Origin of the sequence: Streptomyces sp. NBC_01433, from assembly GCF_026340105.1 — a bacterium.
Lineage (GTDB): Bacteria > Actinomycetota > Actinomycetes > Streptomycetales > Streptomycetaceae > Streptomyces.
Genome location: NZ_JAPEPM010000001.1, coordinates 4,928,878 through 4,945,473 on the forward strand (window position 1 = coordinate 4,928,878; position 16,596 = coordinate 4,945,473).

Below are 16,596 nucleotides of genomic sequence, written 5' to 3' on the forward strand. Positions count from 1 at the left end.
GTTAATGTACGCGCACCGACACCGGCTAGGGCCCGGCGCCGGAGACCCGAGGAGGCAGGGCGTGAGCGCACCGCGATACCTACCGGGACACGGACTGCTGACCTCCCGCAACGCCGTCGTGACCGCGGCCGCCGGAGCCGGAATCGGCGGCGCCACCGCCCGCCGGCTCCTGGAGGAGGGCGCCCGGGTCGTCATCGGCGACGCCCACGCCCGCCGCCTGAAGGAGACCGAGCAGGCGCTCGCCGACGAGTTCGGCGCCGACCGCGTCACCTCCCTGCCCTGCGACGTCACCGACGAAGCCCAGGTCCAGGCCCTCTTCGCGCACGCCGAACAGACCCACGGCGGCCTCGACATCGTCGTCAACAACGCGGGTCTCGGCGGCACCGCCGAACTCACCGAGATGACCGACGACCAGTGGACCAAGGTCCTCGACGTCACCCTGAACGGCACCTTCCGCTGCACCCGCGCCGCCCTGCGCTCCCTCAAGGCCGCGGGCAACGGTGGCGTCGTCGTCAACAACGCCTCCGTCGTCGGCTGGCGCGCCCAGAGCGGCCAGGCCCACTACGCCGCCGCCAAGGCGGGCGTCATGGCCCTCACCCGCTGCGCCGCCGTCGAAGCGGCCGCGTACGGCGTACGGGTCAACGCGGTCGCCCCCAGCCTCGCCATGCACCCGCACCTGGCCAAGGTCACCTCCGCCGAACTTCTCGCCGAACTCACCGAGAAGGAGGCGTTCGGCCGGTACGCCGAACCCTGGGAGGTCGCCAACGTCATCGTCTTCCTCGCCAGCGGCTACTCCTCCTACATGACCGGCGAGGTCGTCTCCGTGAGCAGCCAGCGTGCATGAGGCCGCCACGGGGGCGCGGACGGGCGACGGCCGGGCAGTGGAGGGGTCGGACAGTGGTCGGCCGGACAGTGGTCGGCCGGACAGTGGTCGGGCGGACAGTGGTCGGGCGGACAATGGGCGGGTGCCTACCAAGAAGAAGCCCCAGGTGACCCCCTCGCCCGAGCGGCGCCGCGAACTGCTCGCCACCGCCGCCGAGGTCTTCGCCGCGCAGGGATACAACGCCACCACCGTCCGGAAGATCGCGGACGAGGCGGGCATGCTCGCGGGCAGCCTCTACTACCACTTCGATTCCAAGGAATCGATGGTCGACGAGATCCTCTCCACCTTCCTCGACGAACTCTGGGAGGGATACGACGCGGTACTGGAGGCCGGTCTCGGCCCCAGGGAATCCATCGAGGCCCTGGTCACCGAATCCTTCCGGGAGATCGACCGGCACCGCGCCGCCGTCGCCATCTACCAGAAGGAGTCCAAGCACCTCGCCACCCAGCCCCGCTTCCAGTACCTGGCCGACTCGCAGCAGAAGTTCGAGAGGGCCTGGCTCGGCACGCTGGAACGCGGCGTCGCCGACAAGACCTTCCGCGCCGACCTCGACATCCGGCTCACCTACCGCTTCGTCCGCGACACCGTCTGGGTCGCGGCCTCCTGGTACCGGCCGGGCGGACAGCACAGCCCCGAGGAGATCGCCCGCCAGTACCTCTCGATGGTGCTCGACGGGATCGCCCTGCGTCACTGACTCACCCAAGGAGCAGCAGCCATGGCCGAGGCCTACATCGTCGAAGCGGTACGCACTCCCGTCGGCAGGCGCAAGGGGGGCCTCGGGGCCGTCCACCCCGCCGACCTCGGCGCCCATGTGCTGAAGGCCCTGGTCGCCCGCGCGGGCATCGACCCGGCGGCGGTCGAGGACGTCGTCTTCGGCTGCCTCGACACCGTCGGACCCCAGGCCGGCGACATCGCCCGCACCTCCTGGCTGGCGGCCGGACTCCCCGAAGAGGTCCCCGGCGTCACCATCGACCGCCAGTGCGGCTCCTCCCAGCAGGCCGTGCACTTCGCCGCCCAGGGCGTGCTCTCCGGCACCCAGGACCTGGTCGTCGCCGGAGGCACCCAGAACATGACGCAGATCCCGATCGCCTTCGCCTCCCGCCGGGCGGCCGAACCCCTCGGCTTCACCGAAGGCCCCTACGCGGGCAGCGAGGGCTGGCGCGCCCGGTACGGCGACGCACCCGTCAACCAGTTCCACGGCGCCCAGCTCATCGCCGAGAAGTGGGGCATCGGTCGACGCGACATGGAGGAGTTCGCCCTGCTCTCCCACCGGCGGGCGATCCGCGCCATCGACGAGGGTCGCTTCGCCCGCGAGACCGTCGCGTACGGAGAGGTCACCGCCGACGAGGGGCCGCGCCGCGACACCACCCTGGAGAAGATGGCCGCGCTCAAGCCCGTCCTGGACGGCGGAACGATCACCGCCGCCTGCTCCTCGCAGGTCTCCGACGGCGCCGCCGCCCTGCTCATCGCCTCCGAACGGGCCGTCGCCGAGCACGGCCTCACCCCGCGCGCCCGCATCCACCACCTCTCCGTACGCGCCGAGGACCCGATCCGGATGCTGTCCGCACCGATCCCCGCCACCGCGTACGCGCTGAAGAAGACAGGCCTCACCCTCGACGACATCGACCTGGTCGAGATCAACGAAGCCTTCGCACCGGTCGTCCTGGCCTGGCTGAAGGAGACCGGCGCGGACCCGGAACGGGTCAATGTCAACGGCGGGGCGATCGCCCTCGGGCACCCGCTCGGCGCGACCGGCGCCAGACTGATGACGACGCTCCTGCACGAACTGGAACGCACCGGCGGTCGCTACGGGCTCCAGACGATGTGCGAGGGCGGCGGGCAGGCGAACGTCACCATCATCGAAAGGCTCTGACGCCGGGGGAGCCGGGGCGCTGAGGTGTGGGGTGCCGGGTGCTGGGGTGCCGGTGCGCCCACCCGGACCCCACGCACCGGGGAACGGCCCGGAAACCCTGGGAGAACAGGCGTCCAATGCCCGGAGGACACCGCCCGGACCCCTCCTGGTCAGCGAAGTTCTCCGCCCGGCGGCACGACGGGATCCGCCGCCGGGCGACAGAACGTGCTACGGTGGTCCAGTTGCAGTTTTGGTACCCATGAACTTTATGTGCGCCTGACGGGAATGCTTCCTCAGGCGCTTTATTGTTTTCCGGCTTTCTCCGGGTGGGGCTCAATGCGGCGACTTGGAATTCGTAAAGTGCGAATTTCCGGCACTGCACCTCTTTTAGGAGATCGACATGGCTACTGGAACCGTGAAGTGGTTCAACTCGGAAAAGGGCTTCGGCTTCATCGAGCAGGACGGCGGCGGCGCCGACGTCTTCGCCCACTACTCGAACATCGCCACCCAGGGCTTCCGTGAGCTCCAGGAGGGCCAGAAGGTCTCCTTCGACGTCACGCAGGGCCAGAAGGGCCCGCAGGCGGAGAACATCGTCCCGGCCTAATTGCCGGACGCGTACCTCGCAACCGGGGCCCGCACCGTGAAGGTGCGGGCCCCGGTTTGTGCTGTCTGGGGGACACCCCGCTTTGTGCTGCATCCTGGGGCGCACATCAAGCAGTCCACAGACAGTCCCACCAGCAGTCCCGCAGTAACCCCAGGAATCCCCCAGGAGGGCAATTCCGTATGACCCGCTTCGAACGCCAGGACCGACCGACCCGCACCCGACCGGCCAGGGGACGGGGCCCGGCCCCGGCACAGGCGAACGCCAAGGGATCCGGCCGCGGAGCCGGCAAGGCACCCGCCCGCCGCCGCGCCACGCCGCCCCAGGGCGAATTCGCCCTGCCGGAGACCACGACCCCCGCGCTGCCCGCCGTCGAGGCGTTCGCCGAGCTGGACATGCCCGCGGCACTGCTGAAGACCCTCACCGCGCAGGGCGTCACCGAACCCTTCCCCATTCAGGGCGCCACCCTGCCGAACTCGCTGGCCGGCCGGGACATCCTGGGCCGTGGACGCACCGGCTCCGGAAAGACGCTCGCCTTCGGCCTGGCCCTGCTCGCCCGCACCGCCGGGCGCCGCTCGGAGCCCCGCGCCCCGCTGGCCCTCGTCCTCGTCCCGACCCGCGAGCTCGCCCAGCAGGTCACCGACGCCCTCACCCCGTACGCGACCTCCGTGAACCTGCGGCTCGCCACCGTCGTCGGCGGCATGTCGATCAGCAAGCAGTCCGGCACGCTGCGCCGGGGCGCCGAGGTGCTCGTCGCCACGCCCGGCCGGCTCAAGGACCTCATCGAGCGCGGCGACTGCCGCCTCGACCAGGTCGCCATCACCGTCCTCGACGAGGCCGACCAGATGGCCGACATGGGCTTCATGCCGCAGGTCGTCGCGCTGCTCAAGCAGGTCGAGCCGGACGGGCAGCGCATGCTGTTCTCCGCGACCCTCGACAAGAACATCGACCGCCTGGTCAAGATGTTCCTCACCGACCCGGTCGTGCACTCCGTCGACCCGTCCGCCGGTGCGGTCACCACCATGGAGCACCACGTGCTCCACGTCGCGGACGAGACCGACAAGAAGGCCGTCGCCACGAAGATCGCCGCCCGTGAGGGCCGGGTGATCATGTTCGTCGACACCAAGCGCGCCGCCGACCGCTTCGCGAAGCGGCTGCTCGCCAGCGGTGTACGGGCCGCGGCCCTGCACGGCGGCCGGTCCCAGCCGCAGCGCAACAGGACCCTGGACCAGTTCAAGAACGGCCAGGTCACCGCGCTCGTCGCGACGAACGTGGCGGCCCGCGGCATCCACGTCGACGACCTCGACCTCGTCGTCAACGTGGACCCGCCCACCGACCACAAGGACTACCTCCACCGCGGCGGGCGCACGGCGCGCGCCGGGGAGTCCGGCAGCGTCGTCACGCTGGTGCTGCCCGAGGAGAAGCGGGAGATGGCCCGGCTGATGCAGGACGCGGGCATCGACCCCCGTACCACCCGCATCAAGTCCAGCGACGAGGAGCTGACCCGGATCACCGGGGCCCGCGAGCCGTCAGGAATCGCGATCGTCGTCGAGGTTCCCCAGCCCACCCAGCCCAAGCCGCGCACGCGGACGGCCGGGGCACCGGGCTCGGGCACCGGCGGCGGCTTCCGCTCGGGCAGCCGGGGTCGCGGACGCCGTGGCGGCGGCGGTGGGGCGCAGGGCACCGGCGGCGGCGAGTCGCGTGGCGGTGCGACCGGTTCCGTACGCGGTGGCGGTGGCGGCGGAGCCGCGCGTTCGGGCGGCGAGTCCCGTGGTGCGGGTGCGGGGCGTGCCGGTTCGGGGCGGGGCGCGGCGCCTGCGCGTGGGCGTCGGGCGGCGTAGCCGGGAGGTTGCGGGGCGGCGGGGTGCGGGTGCGGGCCTTTCGGGGCTCCGCCCCGGACCCCGGTCCTCGATCGCCGGACGGGCTTGATTCTGGGCCCCGGTCCTCGGGTGCTGGGCGGGCTTGATTTACGGCAGGGTTGCGCGGGCTTGGTGGGCCTCTTTCATTACTCGGGTTACCAGTTCGGCCACGCTCGGCAGGTCCTCGATCAGGCCCGCGATCTGACCCGAGGCCATGATCCCGAGGTCGGTGCGGCCGTCCACCATGGATGCCTTCAGCAGCATCGGCGTATTCGCGGCCAGCAGCACCTGGCTCCAGGTCAGGTCCTTGCCGTGCTTCGTGGCCAGGCCCTCGCGCAGCATCCGGGGCCAGCTCAGGCCGGAGATCCGGCGGAAGCCCGAGGCCCGGCGCACCGCCTGGGTCAGGGCCCGGACGCGGCCCGCCCGCTCCAGGGCGGCCACCATCTCCGTACGCAGCATCCGGTGCGGGAGCCCGTCCACCGCCGTGGTGACCGTGATGTCCTTGACGCCCGCCGCCAGATAGCGGGCCTTCACCGCGTCCGGGACCGTGGAGTCCGACGTCAGCAGGAACCGGGTCCCCATCGCGATGCCCGCCGCCCCGTACGCCAGCGCCGCGATCAGGCCGCGGCCGTCGTGGAAGCCGCCCGCCGCGATCACCGGGATGTCCACCGCGTCGACGACCTGGGGCAGCAGGACCGTGGTCGCCACCTCCCCCGTGTGCCCGCCGCCCTCGCCGCCCTGCACGATCACCGCGTCCGCGCCCCACGCCGCGACCTTCTCCGCGTGGCGCCGGGCCCCGATCGACGGGACGACGACCACGCCCGCGTCCTTCAGCTCGGCGATCAGCTCCCGCGACGGGGCCAGCGCGAACGACGCCACCCGCACCCCCTCGTCGATGATGATCCGTACCCGCTCGCGCGCGTCCCCGGCATCCGCCCGCAGATTCACGCCGAACGGTGCGTCGGTACGGGACTTGACCTCCAGGACCGCGGCGCGCAGCTGCTCCACGGTCATCGTCGCGGAGGCCAGGATGCCGAGGGCGCCCGCCTCGGCGGTGGCGGTGACCAGCCGGGGGCCGGCGACCCAGCCCATGCCGGTCTGCACGATCGGGTACTTGACGCCGACGAGTTCGGTCAGGGCCGTGCGCATCAGGACCGGACCTCGCGCTCGCGGGTGCCGGTGGGGTCGATGACCTCGCGGATCAGGCGGAGTTCCCCGGCGGTCGGCTCACGGGTGTACGGCACGTCGTCCGCGATCGTGAGCGCGAAACCCGTGGCTTCGCGGACCTGGTCGACGGTGACGCCCGGATGCAGCGAGGCGAGCCGCATGGAACGGTCCGGGGTCGTGAAGTCGAAGACGCCGAGATCGCTGACGACCCGGGGGACGCGGTGGAAGCGGGTCGCGGAGGGACCGGCCGCCGCGGCCCTGTCGTAACCGACCCCGCAGACCATGTCGACGCGTTCGACGAACACCCGGCGGGCGTGCCGGGGAACCCAGTAACTGACGGGGTTGTTCAGGGTGTTGACCGGAGCGCCCCGGACCCCGAGGAGTTGTCGAACGGGCCGCTCCCAGTCGCCGACGCAGGAGATGTTCTGGTTGCCGAAGCGGTCGATCTGGCTCGCGCCCATCATCACGTGCCGCTTGCCGCCGGTGACCATGGTGAGGTGCTGACGGTAGGGCAACCAGCCCTCCGGCGTGCCGTCGAGCCCGACGATCAGCGCCTCGCCGTCGGTGAGCAGCAGATCGGGAGAGAAGGTGCGCTTGGCGAGGCGGGCGCCGAGCGACGGGATCAGGCCCATCGGGCTGGCCAGCACCTCGCCGTTGTCGCGCCACGCCTCGGCGCACGCGATCACGCAGTACTCGGCCCGGGTGACGGTCCCCGTAGCGGCTTCGGCGCTCACTTCTGCTCCTCGTGCCAGGTCCGGACGGCTGACTGGTAGCTCTTCTCGTCGCCCCACGCGGGCAGGAAGCGTTCACTGAACTCGGCCCACGCCGCCGGGTCCGCGGCGGCCGTGGCGTACGCCTTCTGGAACGCCTCGTCGCGGGGGTGGTCGGGGACGCAGGAGGTGAAGTGCGCGCCGTTCGGGGTCTCGACAACACCGGTGACCGAGCTGCGCTTCACGAGGAGGGTCTGCGGGGCGGCCCCGTCCGTGAGCTCGGCGGTCTCGACGAGGCGTTCGCACGAGAGGTACGCGGTGTCGGCGGCTTCGCAGAACAGGTCGTCGAAGTACGGATCGGGGCCCAGGTACTGGCCGTTGCCGAGCCGGTCCGCGCGGTTGAGGTGGACCAGGGCGGCGTCCATCCGCAGGGCCGGCATCGCGACGAACTCCTCGCCGTCCTCGTACGGCGAAGTCACCGTGCGCAGAGTGGGGTTGACCCGCATCACATCGGAGCCGATGCCCGCCCGCACGGGCAGGAACGGCAGCCGGTTCGCGGCGGCGTGCAGCCCCCACATGAACATCGCCTCGTCGATCTCCGTCAGTTCGAACGCCCCCTGCTGCCGGGCCGCGCGGAAGTGCGGTTCGAGGGGGATCGAGTCGAGGGTGACGAAGGCGGCGACCAGTCTGCGGATCCTGCCCGCGGCGGCCAGCAGGCCGACATCGGGGCCGCCGTACGAGATCACGGTGAGATCGGTGATCTCGGAACGGAGCAGGGCACGCACCAGCGCCATCGGTTTGCGGCGCGATCCCCAGCCGCCGATGCCGATCGTCATGCCGCTGTGAAGCCGGGAGACGACATCCTCGGGCGTCATGGTCTTGTCGGTCACGGTCGGGCCTCCTTGCCGAAGGTGTCGCGGACGCGGTCGGCGGTACCGCTGAGGCCGGCCTCGTAGGTGAAGCCCTGCTCGAAGCGGTAGCTGCGGCGCACGTCCACCGGGTCGATGCCGTTGATGGCGGCCTTGGCCAGCCGGAGAAGGTGCCCGTCCTTGCGGGCGATCTCCCCGGCCAGCTCCACCGCCGCGGCCAGCAGCCCGGCGCGCGGGACGACCCGCCAGACCGAGCCGTGGGCGTGCAGTTCGGCGGCGGTCACCGTGCGCGAGGTGTAGTACAGCGTCCGCATCAGGTGCTGGGGGACGAGCCGCGCGAGATGGGTGGCGGCACCGAGCGCGCCGCGGTCCAGCTCGGGCAGCCCGAAGGTGGCGTCGTCGCTCGCCACGATCGCGTCCGCGTTGCCGACGAGCCCGATACCGCCGCCGAGGCAGAAGCCGTTCACCGCGGCGACGACCGGGACCTCGCACTCGTACACGGCGGCGAACGCCTCGAAGCAGCCGCGGTTGGCGCCGATCAGGGCGTCGTGCCCCGGGTCGCGCTGGATCTCCTTGATGTCGACACCCGCGTTGAAGCCGCGCCCGGCCGCGGCCAGCACCACACAGCGGACCGCGGGATCGCGGCCCGCGGCGCGCAGGGCGTCGGCCAGGTCGTACCAGCCGTGCACGGGCAGGGCGTTGACGGGCGGGAAGTCGACGGCGATGACGCGGATGCCGTCGGCGGGACGTGAGGTGGAGACACCCATGAGAGGATCAGCTACCTTTCCACCAAACATTTGTTAGGTGGAAGGTAGCAGCCTGCCACCGCATCGCCAACAAGGGGAGCCGATATGACCGCAAGCAGCGCCGGGCTCTGCGCGGGCCGGGTCGTCGCCGTGACGGGCGCCGGGCGGGGACTGGGCCGGGCCCACGCCCTGGCCTTCGCCGCCGAGGGAGCCAAGGTCGTCGTCAACGACCTCGGCGTCGGCCTCACCGGGGACGGCGGAGGAAACGGGAGCGGGAGCGGCGGCGGAAGCGGTGCCGGGGCCGGTGCCGTTGCCGGGGCCGGAGTCGGGGGGCAGGGCGGCACCGGACCGGCCCGTGAGGTCGTCGACGAGATCGTGGCCGCCGGCGGCGAAGCGGTCGCCCACCGGGGTGACATCGCCACGACCGACGGCGCGTCCTCGCTGGTCACCACCGCCCTGGAGGCATTCGGGCGGCTCGACACCCTGGTCAACAACGCGGGCTTCCTACGGGACCGGATGCTGGTCAACCTCGACGAGGACGACTGGGACGCGGTGCTGCGGGTGCATCTGAAGGGCCACTTCCTGCCCCTGAAACACGCGGCGGCCCACTGGCGGTCCGAGGCCAGGGCGGGCCGCACCCCCGTCGCCCGGGTGATCAACACCAGTTCCGGGGCGGGGCTGCTCGGCAGCGTCGGGCAGGGCAACTACGCCGCCGCGAAAGCCGGGATCCTCGGCCTCACCCTGGTCGCGGCCGAGGAACTGCGGCGCTACGGAGTCCAGGTCAACGCCCTCGCCCCGGCGGCCAGGACCCGGATGACCGAGCAGACGTTCGCCGAGACGATGGCGGCACCGGGGCCGGGCGCCTTCGACGCGATGGCCCCCGAGAACGTGTCGCCCCTGGTGGTGTGGCTCGGCTCCGCCGCGAGCGACGGCGTGACCGGACGCGTCTTCGAGGCCGAGGCGGGCCGGATCACCGTCATGGAGGGCTGGCGCCCCGGCCCCACCGCCGACCGGGGAGCGCGCTGGTCCCCGGCCGCGGCAGGCACCGCCGTTCGTCGCCTGCTCGCAGCGGCGGAACCGGCCCGGCCGGTGTACGGCGCGCGGTGAACGGGACGGCCGGTGTACGGCCCGGCCGGTGTACGGCGCGCGGTGAACGGGGCGGGCGGGTGACGGGGAGCGGTGGCCGAGCCGCGGGGTAGGTGGGCGGCGGGAAGCGGTGTCGCGGGGGGTGCCTGCGGCGGGCGGGAGCGCGAGCCTCAGACGGCGGTGACCGTGGGAGCGCCTGTGCCGGGGGAGCGCGAGCCCCGGGCGGTGACTGTGCGGGCTTCCTGCGGCGGGCGGGAGCACGAGCCCCGGCCCCGGGACCCCTCACCCCTCGCGCAGGCCCTCACTCCACACCCCTCAACAGCTCCGCGATCACCCCGTGCCCCGTCTGCCCATCCGCCCCCGCGAACGGCTCCCCGTCACGCAGCAGTTCCACGGTCACCGTCGCCTCGCCGTCCACCAGGTCACGGCGGACCATCGCGTCGAACCCGGAACCGTGCGCCTCCTCCAGCCCCCGCAGCAACTCCTGCTCCACATCCACTTCGAGCATCCGCAGCGCCTGGGTCAGCGCCCATTCCACCGCCCCCGCCCAGGTCCCCGCCCCGTGCTCCAGCAGCGCCCGCACCGTCCGGACCGAGCCGCGCCGGGCTGCGAGCACCAGCGGAGGCTCCCCCTCCGGGCCGGGCAGATGAGGGTCCGCACCATGGGCGAGCAGCAGCTCGACGGTCGGTGCGTGGCCGAGCCCGACCGCCCAGCGCAACGCCGTGAACCCGAACTGTTCGGGCAGGTCCGGCCGCGCCCCGGCGGACAGCAGCGCCCCGACCACCTCGGTGTGTCCGCCGCACGCGGCCCCGCACAGCGGGAGATCGCCCGCCTCGGGGCCGCTCGGCCGGTCCGGGTCGGCTCCGGCCGCGAGCAGGAGCCGTACCGCTCCCGGCCGGTCCTCCACCGACGCCAGATACAGCGCCGTCGTGCCGTCCGCGTCGCACGACTCGGCCGCGGCCCCCGCGCGCAGCGCCCGTACGACAGCGTCCTCGTCCTCGTACAGCGCCTCGAACAGGCTCCGTTCGTCCCCAATCGGCTCTTCCGTCATGCTTCGACCCTACGGTGGCCGCGCCGGGGCCCGGACCGCGCGTCGGCCCCGGGGCCGGGTTCTCAGGTGTCGCACTCCAGGACCGTGCGGCACAGCCCGCACCTCGCGCGTACCCGGCCGCGGACCGGGACCCGGATGCGCTGGAGGCAGGTGGGGCAGGCGAAGGAGACCCGCAGCCCTTCGCCGCCGCCCTCGAAGGCGTACGGGGCACCGGGGTCCGCGGGCGTGCCCGGGTGGTCGCCGGCGTACCGCCGGTCCTTGGCGTAGCGCCGCCGCCCCAGCAGGCCCGCCGCGGTCAGCGGCGGTTGCCGGAGTTCGCGCAGGGCCTGTGCCCGTCCCTTCGCGTACGCCGAGTACGCCTGCGGGCTGGTGAACCACGGTGAGGGGTCCTCGTCGAACGCGAACGCGCGCTTGGCCAGGACGTACCCGAACTCCTCCGGCGTGAGGTAGCCGAGCTTCTGGCTGGACGTGGCGTCCTCCCGGAAGGCGTCGAGCAGCAGCCAGCCCGCCCCGAGATAGGTCGTCACGGTGTCGGTGAGGATCTCGTTGTCGCGCGTACCGGGGTGCTCCAGCCCGAGCCGGTGCAGCAGTACATGCGTGATCTCGTGCGCGAGCGCGGCACCGATGTCCCTGCGATGCGTACGGAATCGGTCATTGAGCTCGATGAAGTACTCGGGTCCGGCGGCGAGTTCGACGGTCGCCGCGTGCTCCATCCGCCGGAAGCCGACGATCATGCGGGCATCGGGCAGACGCAGATGCTGTACCAGCGCCCGCGCCACCCGCTGGGTGCCCGGATGCAGCTCGTCCACGTCCGAGAACGCGGCGTCGGCGGGCAGCAGGCTGGTGCCGTACGCGTGCACACCGTCGTACGAGATCCGCCGGTACAGCGCGGTGATCGCGGACCGGACGGCGTCGAGATGCGGAAACCCATGGACGACCGGACTGCCGTCTCTCACGTCAGAACCCCCATCCGCGCCGCTCGACGGACCTCCACTGTATGCGGGGCGGCGGGGGAGAGGGCGCTGAGCCCCATTGATGATCTTGGCCGGAAAGTGTGCCTTGTGGCAGCGGTGAACCCATCCCGATAATCGGATCGTTCTTGTCGGGGTCATGTCGATTTTGTTCGGCGGCAGTCCTCCGATGCGGGCACGCACCCCACAGCAATCCGCACAAAGCGCCATCAAGCACCCTCAGGAACCCTCAGGAACCCTCAAGAACCCCCCTCAGCACCCCCCACGAAAGAAGGCAGTCCGTTGAAGCAGCTTCTGAGCGCGCTGAAAAGATGTTCCGTCATAGCCGCCGTGGCCCTCGCGACCGTCAGCCTCCAGCCCTCCGGCGCCTCCGCCGCCCCCAACCCCGTCGTCGGCGGGACCAAGGCCGCCCAGGGTGAATTCCCCTTCATGGTCCGGCTCTCCATGGGCTGCGGCGGCGCGCTCTACGCCAAGGACATCGTCCTGACCGCCGCCCACTGCGTGAACGGATCGGGCAACAACACCTCGATCACCGCCACCGCGGGCGTCGTCGACCTCCAGTCCTCCAGCGCCGTCAAGGTCAAGTCCACCAAGGTCCTCCAGGCCCCCGGCTACAACGGCAAGGGCAAGGACTGGGCGCTGATCAAGCTCGCCAAGCCGATCGAGCAGCCGACCCTGAAGATCGCCACCAGCACCGCGTTCAACCAGGGCACCTTCACCATCGCCGGCTGGGGCGCCGCCACCGAGGGCGGCGCTCAGCAGCGCTACCTGCTCAAGGCGACCGTGCCCTACGTCTCCGACGCCGACTGCCAGGGTGCGTACGGCAGCGACCTCGTCCCCGGTGAGGAACTGTGCGCCGGCCTCATCGACACCGGCGGCGTCGACACCTGCCAGGGCGACTCCGGTGGCCCGATGTTCCGCAAGGACAACGCCGGTGCCTGGATCCAGGTCGGCATCGTCAGCTGGGGCCAGGGCTGCGCACAGGCCGGCTACCCCGGCGTGTACACCGAGGTCTCGACCTTCGCCTCCGCCATCGCGTCCGCGGCCGCCACACTCTGACCCCGATGCGTGATCACGGCTGAACACCCCCGGGGGTGCCCGTCCGGACGGGCACCCCCGGTCCCAGCTCCACGCACGGCCCGCCCGCGCCCTCCAGCTCCAGCACCCACACCTCGTTGGTGCCCTCGCGGAGCACGGGCCCCGGTACGTACAGCGTCTCCTGCGGACCCGCCGACCAGTACCGGCCCAGGCAGAAACCGTTCACCCACACGAAGCCGCGCGTCCAGCCCGGCAGTTCCAGCCCGGCGTGACCGGTGCCGACGGCGTCCGCCACCTCGAACGCCCCCCGGAACAAACCCGTCCGCCCCGCGCCCGGTACCTCGGCAGTGGCAGTGGCAGTGGCAACGGCGGCGGCATCCGCGCCGGCATCCGCGCCCGGTACCTTCGTACCGGCATCCGCGCCGCTGAACGGCACCTCCGCACCGGCATCCACGCCGACAGCCGTGAACGGAACCGCCGCCACCGCCTCCGCCGATGCGAAGGCGTCCAGGCGCAGGCCCCGCGCCCGTACCCCGTGCAGATACTGCCGCTCGTGCAGCACCCCGCCCGTGATGCCCTTCGGCTCACCCAGCCGCGGCCCGTAGTTGACCCGGCCCAGCGACTCCACCCACAGCTCGACCTCCGCAGGACCCGCGACCGGCTCGTCCAGCGTGGCGTGCTCCTCGGTCAGCACCCCGGCCAGGACCCCGTCCACATACACCGACGCCCGGTCCCGCAGCCCCGAAACCCCGAGCGTGTACGGCATGCGCGGCCCCGGCACCCCGACCCGGTAGCGAACCAGGCCACGATCCACGCCCAGCTCCTCGAACGTCGGCGGAACACCGGACTCCGGCGTCTCCGGATCACCCAGCGCCTCCAGCACCGCCGACAGCGGCGCCCACTCCGTCAACGCGGCCCGCACCCGGCCCCGAATCCCCACCGGCTCCGGCGGCAACTCCGGAAGCGGACCGTCCGCGTACTCGGCCAACACCTTCCGGAACAGCCAGAACTTCTCCGTCGGCCGCCCGTACTCATCGACCGGCGCGTCATAGTCGTACGACGTCACCGTCGGCTGAAGCTCCTGGTCCTGAAGCGGACCGGAACGATTCGCCCCCGCCCAGCCCGCGAAGTTCGTCCCGCCGTGCGCCATATAGATGTTCACCGACGCCCCGCACTCCAGGATCTCCCGCAACGCGTCCGCCGCCTGCGCCGGATCCCGCACGACAGGCTCGGCACCCCAGTGCTCGAACCAGCCGCACCAGAACTCCATACACATCAGCGGCCCCTTCGGCTGATGGCGGCGCAGCACCTCGAACCCCGCACGCGCCCCCGACCCGAAATTCGCCGTCGCCAGCAGACCGTGCACCGAGCCACCCGTCAGCATGTGATCCTCCGGCCCGTCCGACGTGAACAGCGGCACCGTCACCCCGCACTGCCGCAGCAGCCCCGCCAACCACTCCAGATACACCGAGTCCGTGCCGTAACTCCCGTACTCGTTCTCCGCCTGCACCATGATCACCGGACCGCCCCGCGTGACCTGCCGCCCCACCACCTGCGGAAGCAGCTCCCGGAACCAGCGCTCCACCGAGGCCAGATACTCCGCGTCCCGCGTCCGCACCCGCCGCCCGAACCGCCCCGTCACCCAGACCGGCAGACCACCGTTCTCCCACTCGGCGCAGATGTACGGACCCGGCCGCACGATCACCAGCAGCCCCGCCCGCTGCGCCGCGTCCAGGAAACGGCCCAACGCCGCCACATCCCGGAACCGCCCCGGCGAGGGCTCATGAAGATTCCACGGCACATACGTCTCGACACAGTTCAGACCCATGGCCCGCAGCATCGACAGCCGGTGATCCCACTGCTCCTCGTGGACCCGGAAGTAGTGCAGAGCCCCCGACAGCAGCCGTACGGGCTTTCCGTCGAGCCGGAAGTGGTCGTCCCCCACGGTGAAGTCAGCCATCGTGCTCGTCGTCTCCTGTGCGCCTCGGGTCACCCCGGGTGAAATAGTGCGCCCAGCTTCGCCCTCTGGCGTGCGCCCGGTCCATGGACAAAGATCACTGCTGTTTGGACACAACGCGATGAACCACGGAGACAGGGAGGAAGGAAGGCCGATGTACCACACCTGGATGCGCTTCTTCACTCCCAGCCCGCTCCACCACCGCCTCGGCCTCGTCTGCCTCGGCGTCGGGCTCCAGCACGGCGCCCTGCCCACCGTCGGCCCCCGCACCCTCGACCACCACGTCGCCGTGATCATCAACTCCGGCAGCGGCTGGTTCAGCGGCCCCGACGGCCGCCGCACCCCCGTCACCGGACCCAGCCTGATCTGGCTGACCCCCGGCACCCCCCACCACTACGGCGCCGACCCGCACACCGGCTGGGACGAGAGCTTCGTCGACTTCACCGGACCCGCCACCACCACGTACACCGAACTCGGCTACATCGAACCCGACCGCCCCCTCGTCGCCCTCTCCGACACCGCGGGCCCACGCGCCGCCATCGGCCGCATGGTGCGCGCCGCCCGCCGCGGCAACCCCCTCCTCGAAGTCGAGACCGGCGCCGCCGTCCACGAACTCCTCGTCTCCCTGCGCCGCGCCCGCGCCGACATCGGCCCCGACGGCGACCCCGTACTCCACGCCCTGGCACGCGACGCGTTCCAGCCGCTGTCCGTCGCCGGACACGCCGCCCGCCACGGCATGACCCCCGCGGAACTGCGCACCGCAGTACGACGCGGCGCCGGCTGCAGCCCCAAGGACTACCTGCTCGGCATCCGCCTGGGCCGCGCCAAGGAACTCCTCGCCAGCACCGACCTGCCGGTCGCCGCCGTCGCCCGCCGCGTCGGCTACGACGACCCGGCCTACTTCTCCCGGCTCTTCGCCCGCCGCGTCGGCACCGCCCCCGTCCGCTTCCGCGAACAACAGGGCCGCAGCGTGCCCGGCGGCTGGAGCGACCAGGTCCCCGACCCGGAACACCCGCCCACGATCAGCAACTGACACGCGAGGCCGCACACATCCGGTCCCGCACACATCCAGCCCGGTACGCATCGAACCCCGTACGCATCGAACCCCGCGCACATCCAGCCCGCGCACATCCGGCCCCGTACGTATCCAGCCCCGTACGCACCGAACCCCGCACCTTCTCCCACCCCTCATGTGCCGGTCGGTCTAAGCTCGCTGACCATGACCACGAGCAACATCGACGAGTCCGTACGCACGGAACTGAACCGACTGCGCGACAGCATCGACAACATCGACGCCGCTGTCATTCACATGCTCGCCGAGCGCTTCAAGTGCACCCAGCAGGTCGGCCACCTCAAGGCGGAACACAAGCTCCCGCCCGCAGACCCGGCCCGCGAGAGCCGCCAGATCGCCCGCCTGCGGCAACTCGCGGAGAACGCCCGGCTCGACCCGGCGTTCGCGGAGAAGCTGCTGAACTTCGTCGTCGCGGAGGTCATCCACCACCACGAACGCATCGCGGAGGAATCGGAGAGCGGCGCCGGACGGGCCCCGAGGGGCGGCGGCGACGGGAACGACAGGGCGAGCGCCGAGGACGGGCCGGCCGCCGGGGACGACACAGCCGCCGGAGACCACCGCACCGGAGCGTGACCCCCGGCCGTCCCGTGACACTCCGGCCCACCGAACCGTCACGGGACCACGACGCCCCCCACCCCCTCCACGCCCCCCCCACCTTCTGCGGCCCGGGCCCCGCGTACGGAACCTCCGCATCCGCACCACCCCGTACGACCTCCGCACCCCCGCACACGCCG

Annotated in this window: 15 protein-coding genes and 1 pseudogene; 9 read left to right on the forward strand and 7 right to left on the reverse strand. The window is 71.9% G+C overall.

From position 1 onward, the window contains the following. Positions 1 to 61 precede the first annotated feature (61 nt). The 5 genes from OG413_RS22170 to OG413_RS22190 all read left to right on the forward strand — a co-directional run bounded on the left by OG413_RS22170 (position 62) and on the right by OG413_RS22190 (position 5,177). Positions 62 to 844, forward strand: a complete 783-nt coding sequence (locus tag OG413_RS22170) for an SDR family oxidoreductase (RefSeq protein ID WP_266808084.1) — start codon at positions 62 to 64, stop codon at positions 842 to 844. 121 nt (positions 845 to 965) lie between these two features. Then, positions 966 to 1,577, forward strand: a complete 612-nt coding sequence (locus OG413_RS22175; RefSeq protein WP_266808086.1) for a TetR/AcrR family transcriptional regulator — start codon at positions 966 to 968, stop codon at positions 1,575 to 1,577. A 21-nt stretch (positions 1,578 to 1,598) separates the two neighbouring features. Next, a complete protein-coding gene (locus OG413_RS22180) occupies positions 1,599 to 2,756 on the forward strand; it encodes an acetyl-CoA C-acetyltransferase (RefSeq protein ID WP_266808088.1) in 1,158 nt (385 codons plus the stop codon). A 379-nt stretch (positions 2,757 to 3,135) separates the two neighbouring features. After that, on the forward strand, positions 3,136 to 3,339 hold the full coding sequence (locus OG413_RS22185) for a cold-shock protein (protein WP_015607926.1): 204 nt from the start codon (positions 3,136 to 3,138) through the stop codon (positions 3,337 to 3,339). A gap of 179 nt (positions 3,340 to 3,518) precedes the next feature. Beyond that, positions 3,519 to 5,177 (forward strand): DEAD/DEAH box helicase, encoded by a 1,659-nt coding sequence (locus tag OG413_RS22190; RefSeq protein WP_266808090.1) that lies wholly within the window; start codon positions 3,519 to 3,521, stop codon positions 5,175 to 5,177. Positions 5,178 to 5,303: 126 nt separating this feature from the next. Here the strand turns inward: OG413_RS22190 and OG413_RS22195 are convergent, their stop codons facing one another. Genes OG413_RS22195 through OG413_RS22210 form a run of 4 tightly spaced genes read right to left on the reverse strand, consistent with a single transcriptional unit; the run spans position 5,304 to position 8,708 of the window. Continuing rightward, complete coding sequence (locus tag OG413_RS22195) at positions 5,304 to 6,344, reverse strand: nitronate monooxygenase family protein (RefSeq protein ID WP_266808092.1); 1,041 nt, start codon at positions 6,342 to 6,344, stop codon at positions 5,304 to 5,306. Beyond that, complete coding sequence (locus OG413_RS22200) at positions 6,344 to 7,096, reverse strand: CoA-transferase subunit beta (RefSeq protein WP_266808094.1); 753 nt, start codon at positions 7,094 to 7,096, stop codon at positions 6,344 to 6,346. The genes OG413_RS22195 and OG413_RS22200 overlap by 1 nt, the downstream gene beginning before the upstream one ends. Further along, positions 7,093 to 7,947, reverse strand: coding sequence for a CoA transferase subunit A (locus tag OG413_RS22205; RefSeq protein WP_266810297.1), 855 nt, complete (start codon positions 7,945 to 7,947; stop codon positions 7,093 to 7,095). Before OG413_RS22205 ends, OG413_RS22200 begins: the two co-directional genes overlap by 4 nt. A gap of 11 nt (positions 7,948 to 7,958) precedes the next feature. Next, on the reverse strand, positions 7,959 to 8,708 hold the full coding sequence (locus OG413_RS22210) for an enoyl-CoA hydratase family protein (RefSeq protein WP_266808096.1): 750 nt from the start codon (positions 8,706 to 8,708) through the stop codon (positions 7,959 to 7,961). Between the two features lie 84 nt (positions 8,709 to 8,792). On the opposite strand from OG413_RS22210, the gene OG413_RS22215 reads away from it, so the two are divergent. Next, the gene (locus OG413_RS22215) at positions 8,793 to 9,794 is read left to right on the forward strand and encodes an SDR family oxidoreductase (RefSeq protein WP_266808098.1); all 1,002 of its coding nucleotides are present in this window, start codon (positions 8,793 to 8,795) and stop codon (positions 9,792 to 9,794) included. A gap of 280 nt (positions 9,795 to 10,074) precedes the next feature. On the opposite strand, the gene OG413_RS22220 is transcribed toward OG413_RS22215, so the two are convergent. After that, the gene (locus tag OG413_RS22220) at positions 10,075 to 10,824 is read right to left on the reverse strand and encodes an ankyrin repeat domain-containing protein (protein ID WP_266808100.1); all 750 of its coding nucleotides are present in this window, start codon (positions 10,822 to 10,824) and stop codon (positions 10,075 to 10,077) included. Between the two features lie 62 nt (positions 10,825 to 10,886). Next, on the reverse strand, positions 10,887 to 11,780 hold the full coding sequence (locus tag OG413_RS22225; protein WP_266808102.1) for a hypothetical protein: 894 nt from the start codon (positions 11,778 to 11,780) through the stop codon (positions 10,887 to 10,889). A 297-nt stretch (positions 11,781 to 12,077) separates the two neighbouring features. Here OG413_RS22225 and OG413_RS22230 point away from each other — a divergent pair, with 297 nt between their 5' ends. Further along, positions 12,078 to 12,854, forward strand: coding sequence for a trypsin-like serine protease (locus tag OG413_RS22230; RefSeq protein WP_266808104.1), 777 nt, complete (start codon positions 12,078 to 12,080; stop codon positions 12,852 to 12,854). A gap of 13 nt (positions 12,855 to 12,867) precedes the next feature. On the opposite strand, the gene OG413_RS22235 is transcribed toward OG413_RS22230, so the two are convergent. Beyond that, entirely contained in the window at positions 12,868 to 14,793 is a 1,926-nt protein-coding gene (locus OG413_RS22235) for a beta-galactosidase family protein (protein WP_266808106.1), read from the reverse strand. A 151-nt stretch (positions 14,794 to 14,944) separates the two neighbouring features. On the opposite strand from OG413_RS22235, the gene OG413_RS22240 reads away from it, so the two are divergent. Together OG413_RS22240 and OG413_RS22245 are read left to right on the forward strand one after the other, a co-directional pair. Further along, on the forward strand, positions 14,945 to 15,823 hold the full coding sequence (locus OG413_RS22240) for an AraC family transcriptional regulator (RefSeq protein ID WP_073725411.1): 879 nt from the start codon (positions 14,945 to 14,947) through the stop codon (positions 15,821 to 15,823). A gap of 186 nt (positions 15,824 to 16,009) precedes the next feature. After that, a pseudogene (locus OG413_RS22245) lies at positions 16,010 to 16,324 on the forward strand (chorismate mutase); the annotation flags it as partial. Positions 16,325 to 16,596 lie beyond the last annotated feature (272 nt).

Bases quoted from the DNA above. Each gene is read 5' to 3' on its own strand.
- OG413_RS22190 (WP_266808090.1), top strand. From the start codon at position 3,519: ATGACCCGCTTCGAACGCCAGGACCGACCGACCCGCACCCGACCGGCC.
- OG413_RS22195 (WP_266808092.1), bottom strand. From the start codon at position 6,344: ATGCGCACGGCCCTGACCGAACTCGTCGGCGTCAAGTACCCGATCGTG.
- OG413_RS22235 (WP_266808106.1), bottom strand. From the start codon at position 14,793: ATGGCTGACTTCACCGTGGGGGACGACCACTTCCGGCTCGACGGAAAG.
- OG413_RS22205 (WP_266810297.1), bottom strand. From the start codon at position 7,947: ATGACGCCCGAGGATGTCGTCTCCCGGCTTCACAGCGGCATGACGATC.
- OG413_RS22220 (WP_266808100.1), bottom strand. From the start codon at position 10,824: ATGACGGAAGAGCCGATTGGGGACGAACGGAGCCTGTTCGAGGCGCTG.
- OG413_RS22215 (WP_266808098.1), top strand. From the start codon at position 8,793: ATGACCGCAAGCAGCGCCGGGCTCTGCGCGGGCCGGGTCGTCGCCGTG.
- OG413_RS22180 (WP_266808088.1), top strand. From the start codon at position 1,599: ATGGCCGAGGCCTACATCGTCGAAGCGGTACGCACTCCCGTCGGCAGG.
- OG413_RS22185 (WP_015607926.1), top strand. From the start codon at position 3,136: ATGGCTACTGGAACCGTGAAGTGGTTCAACTCGGAAAAGGGCTTCGGC.
- OG413_RS22210 (WP_266808096.1), bottom strand. From the start codon at position 8,708: ATGGGTGTCTCCACCTCACGTCCCGCCGACGGCATCCGCGTCATCGCC.
- OG413_RS22240 (WP_073725411.1), top strand. From the start codon at position 14,945: ATGTACCACACCTGGATGCGCTTCTTCACTCCCAGCCCGCTCCACCAC.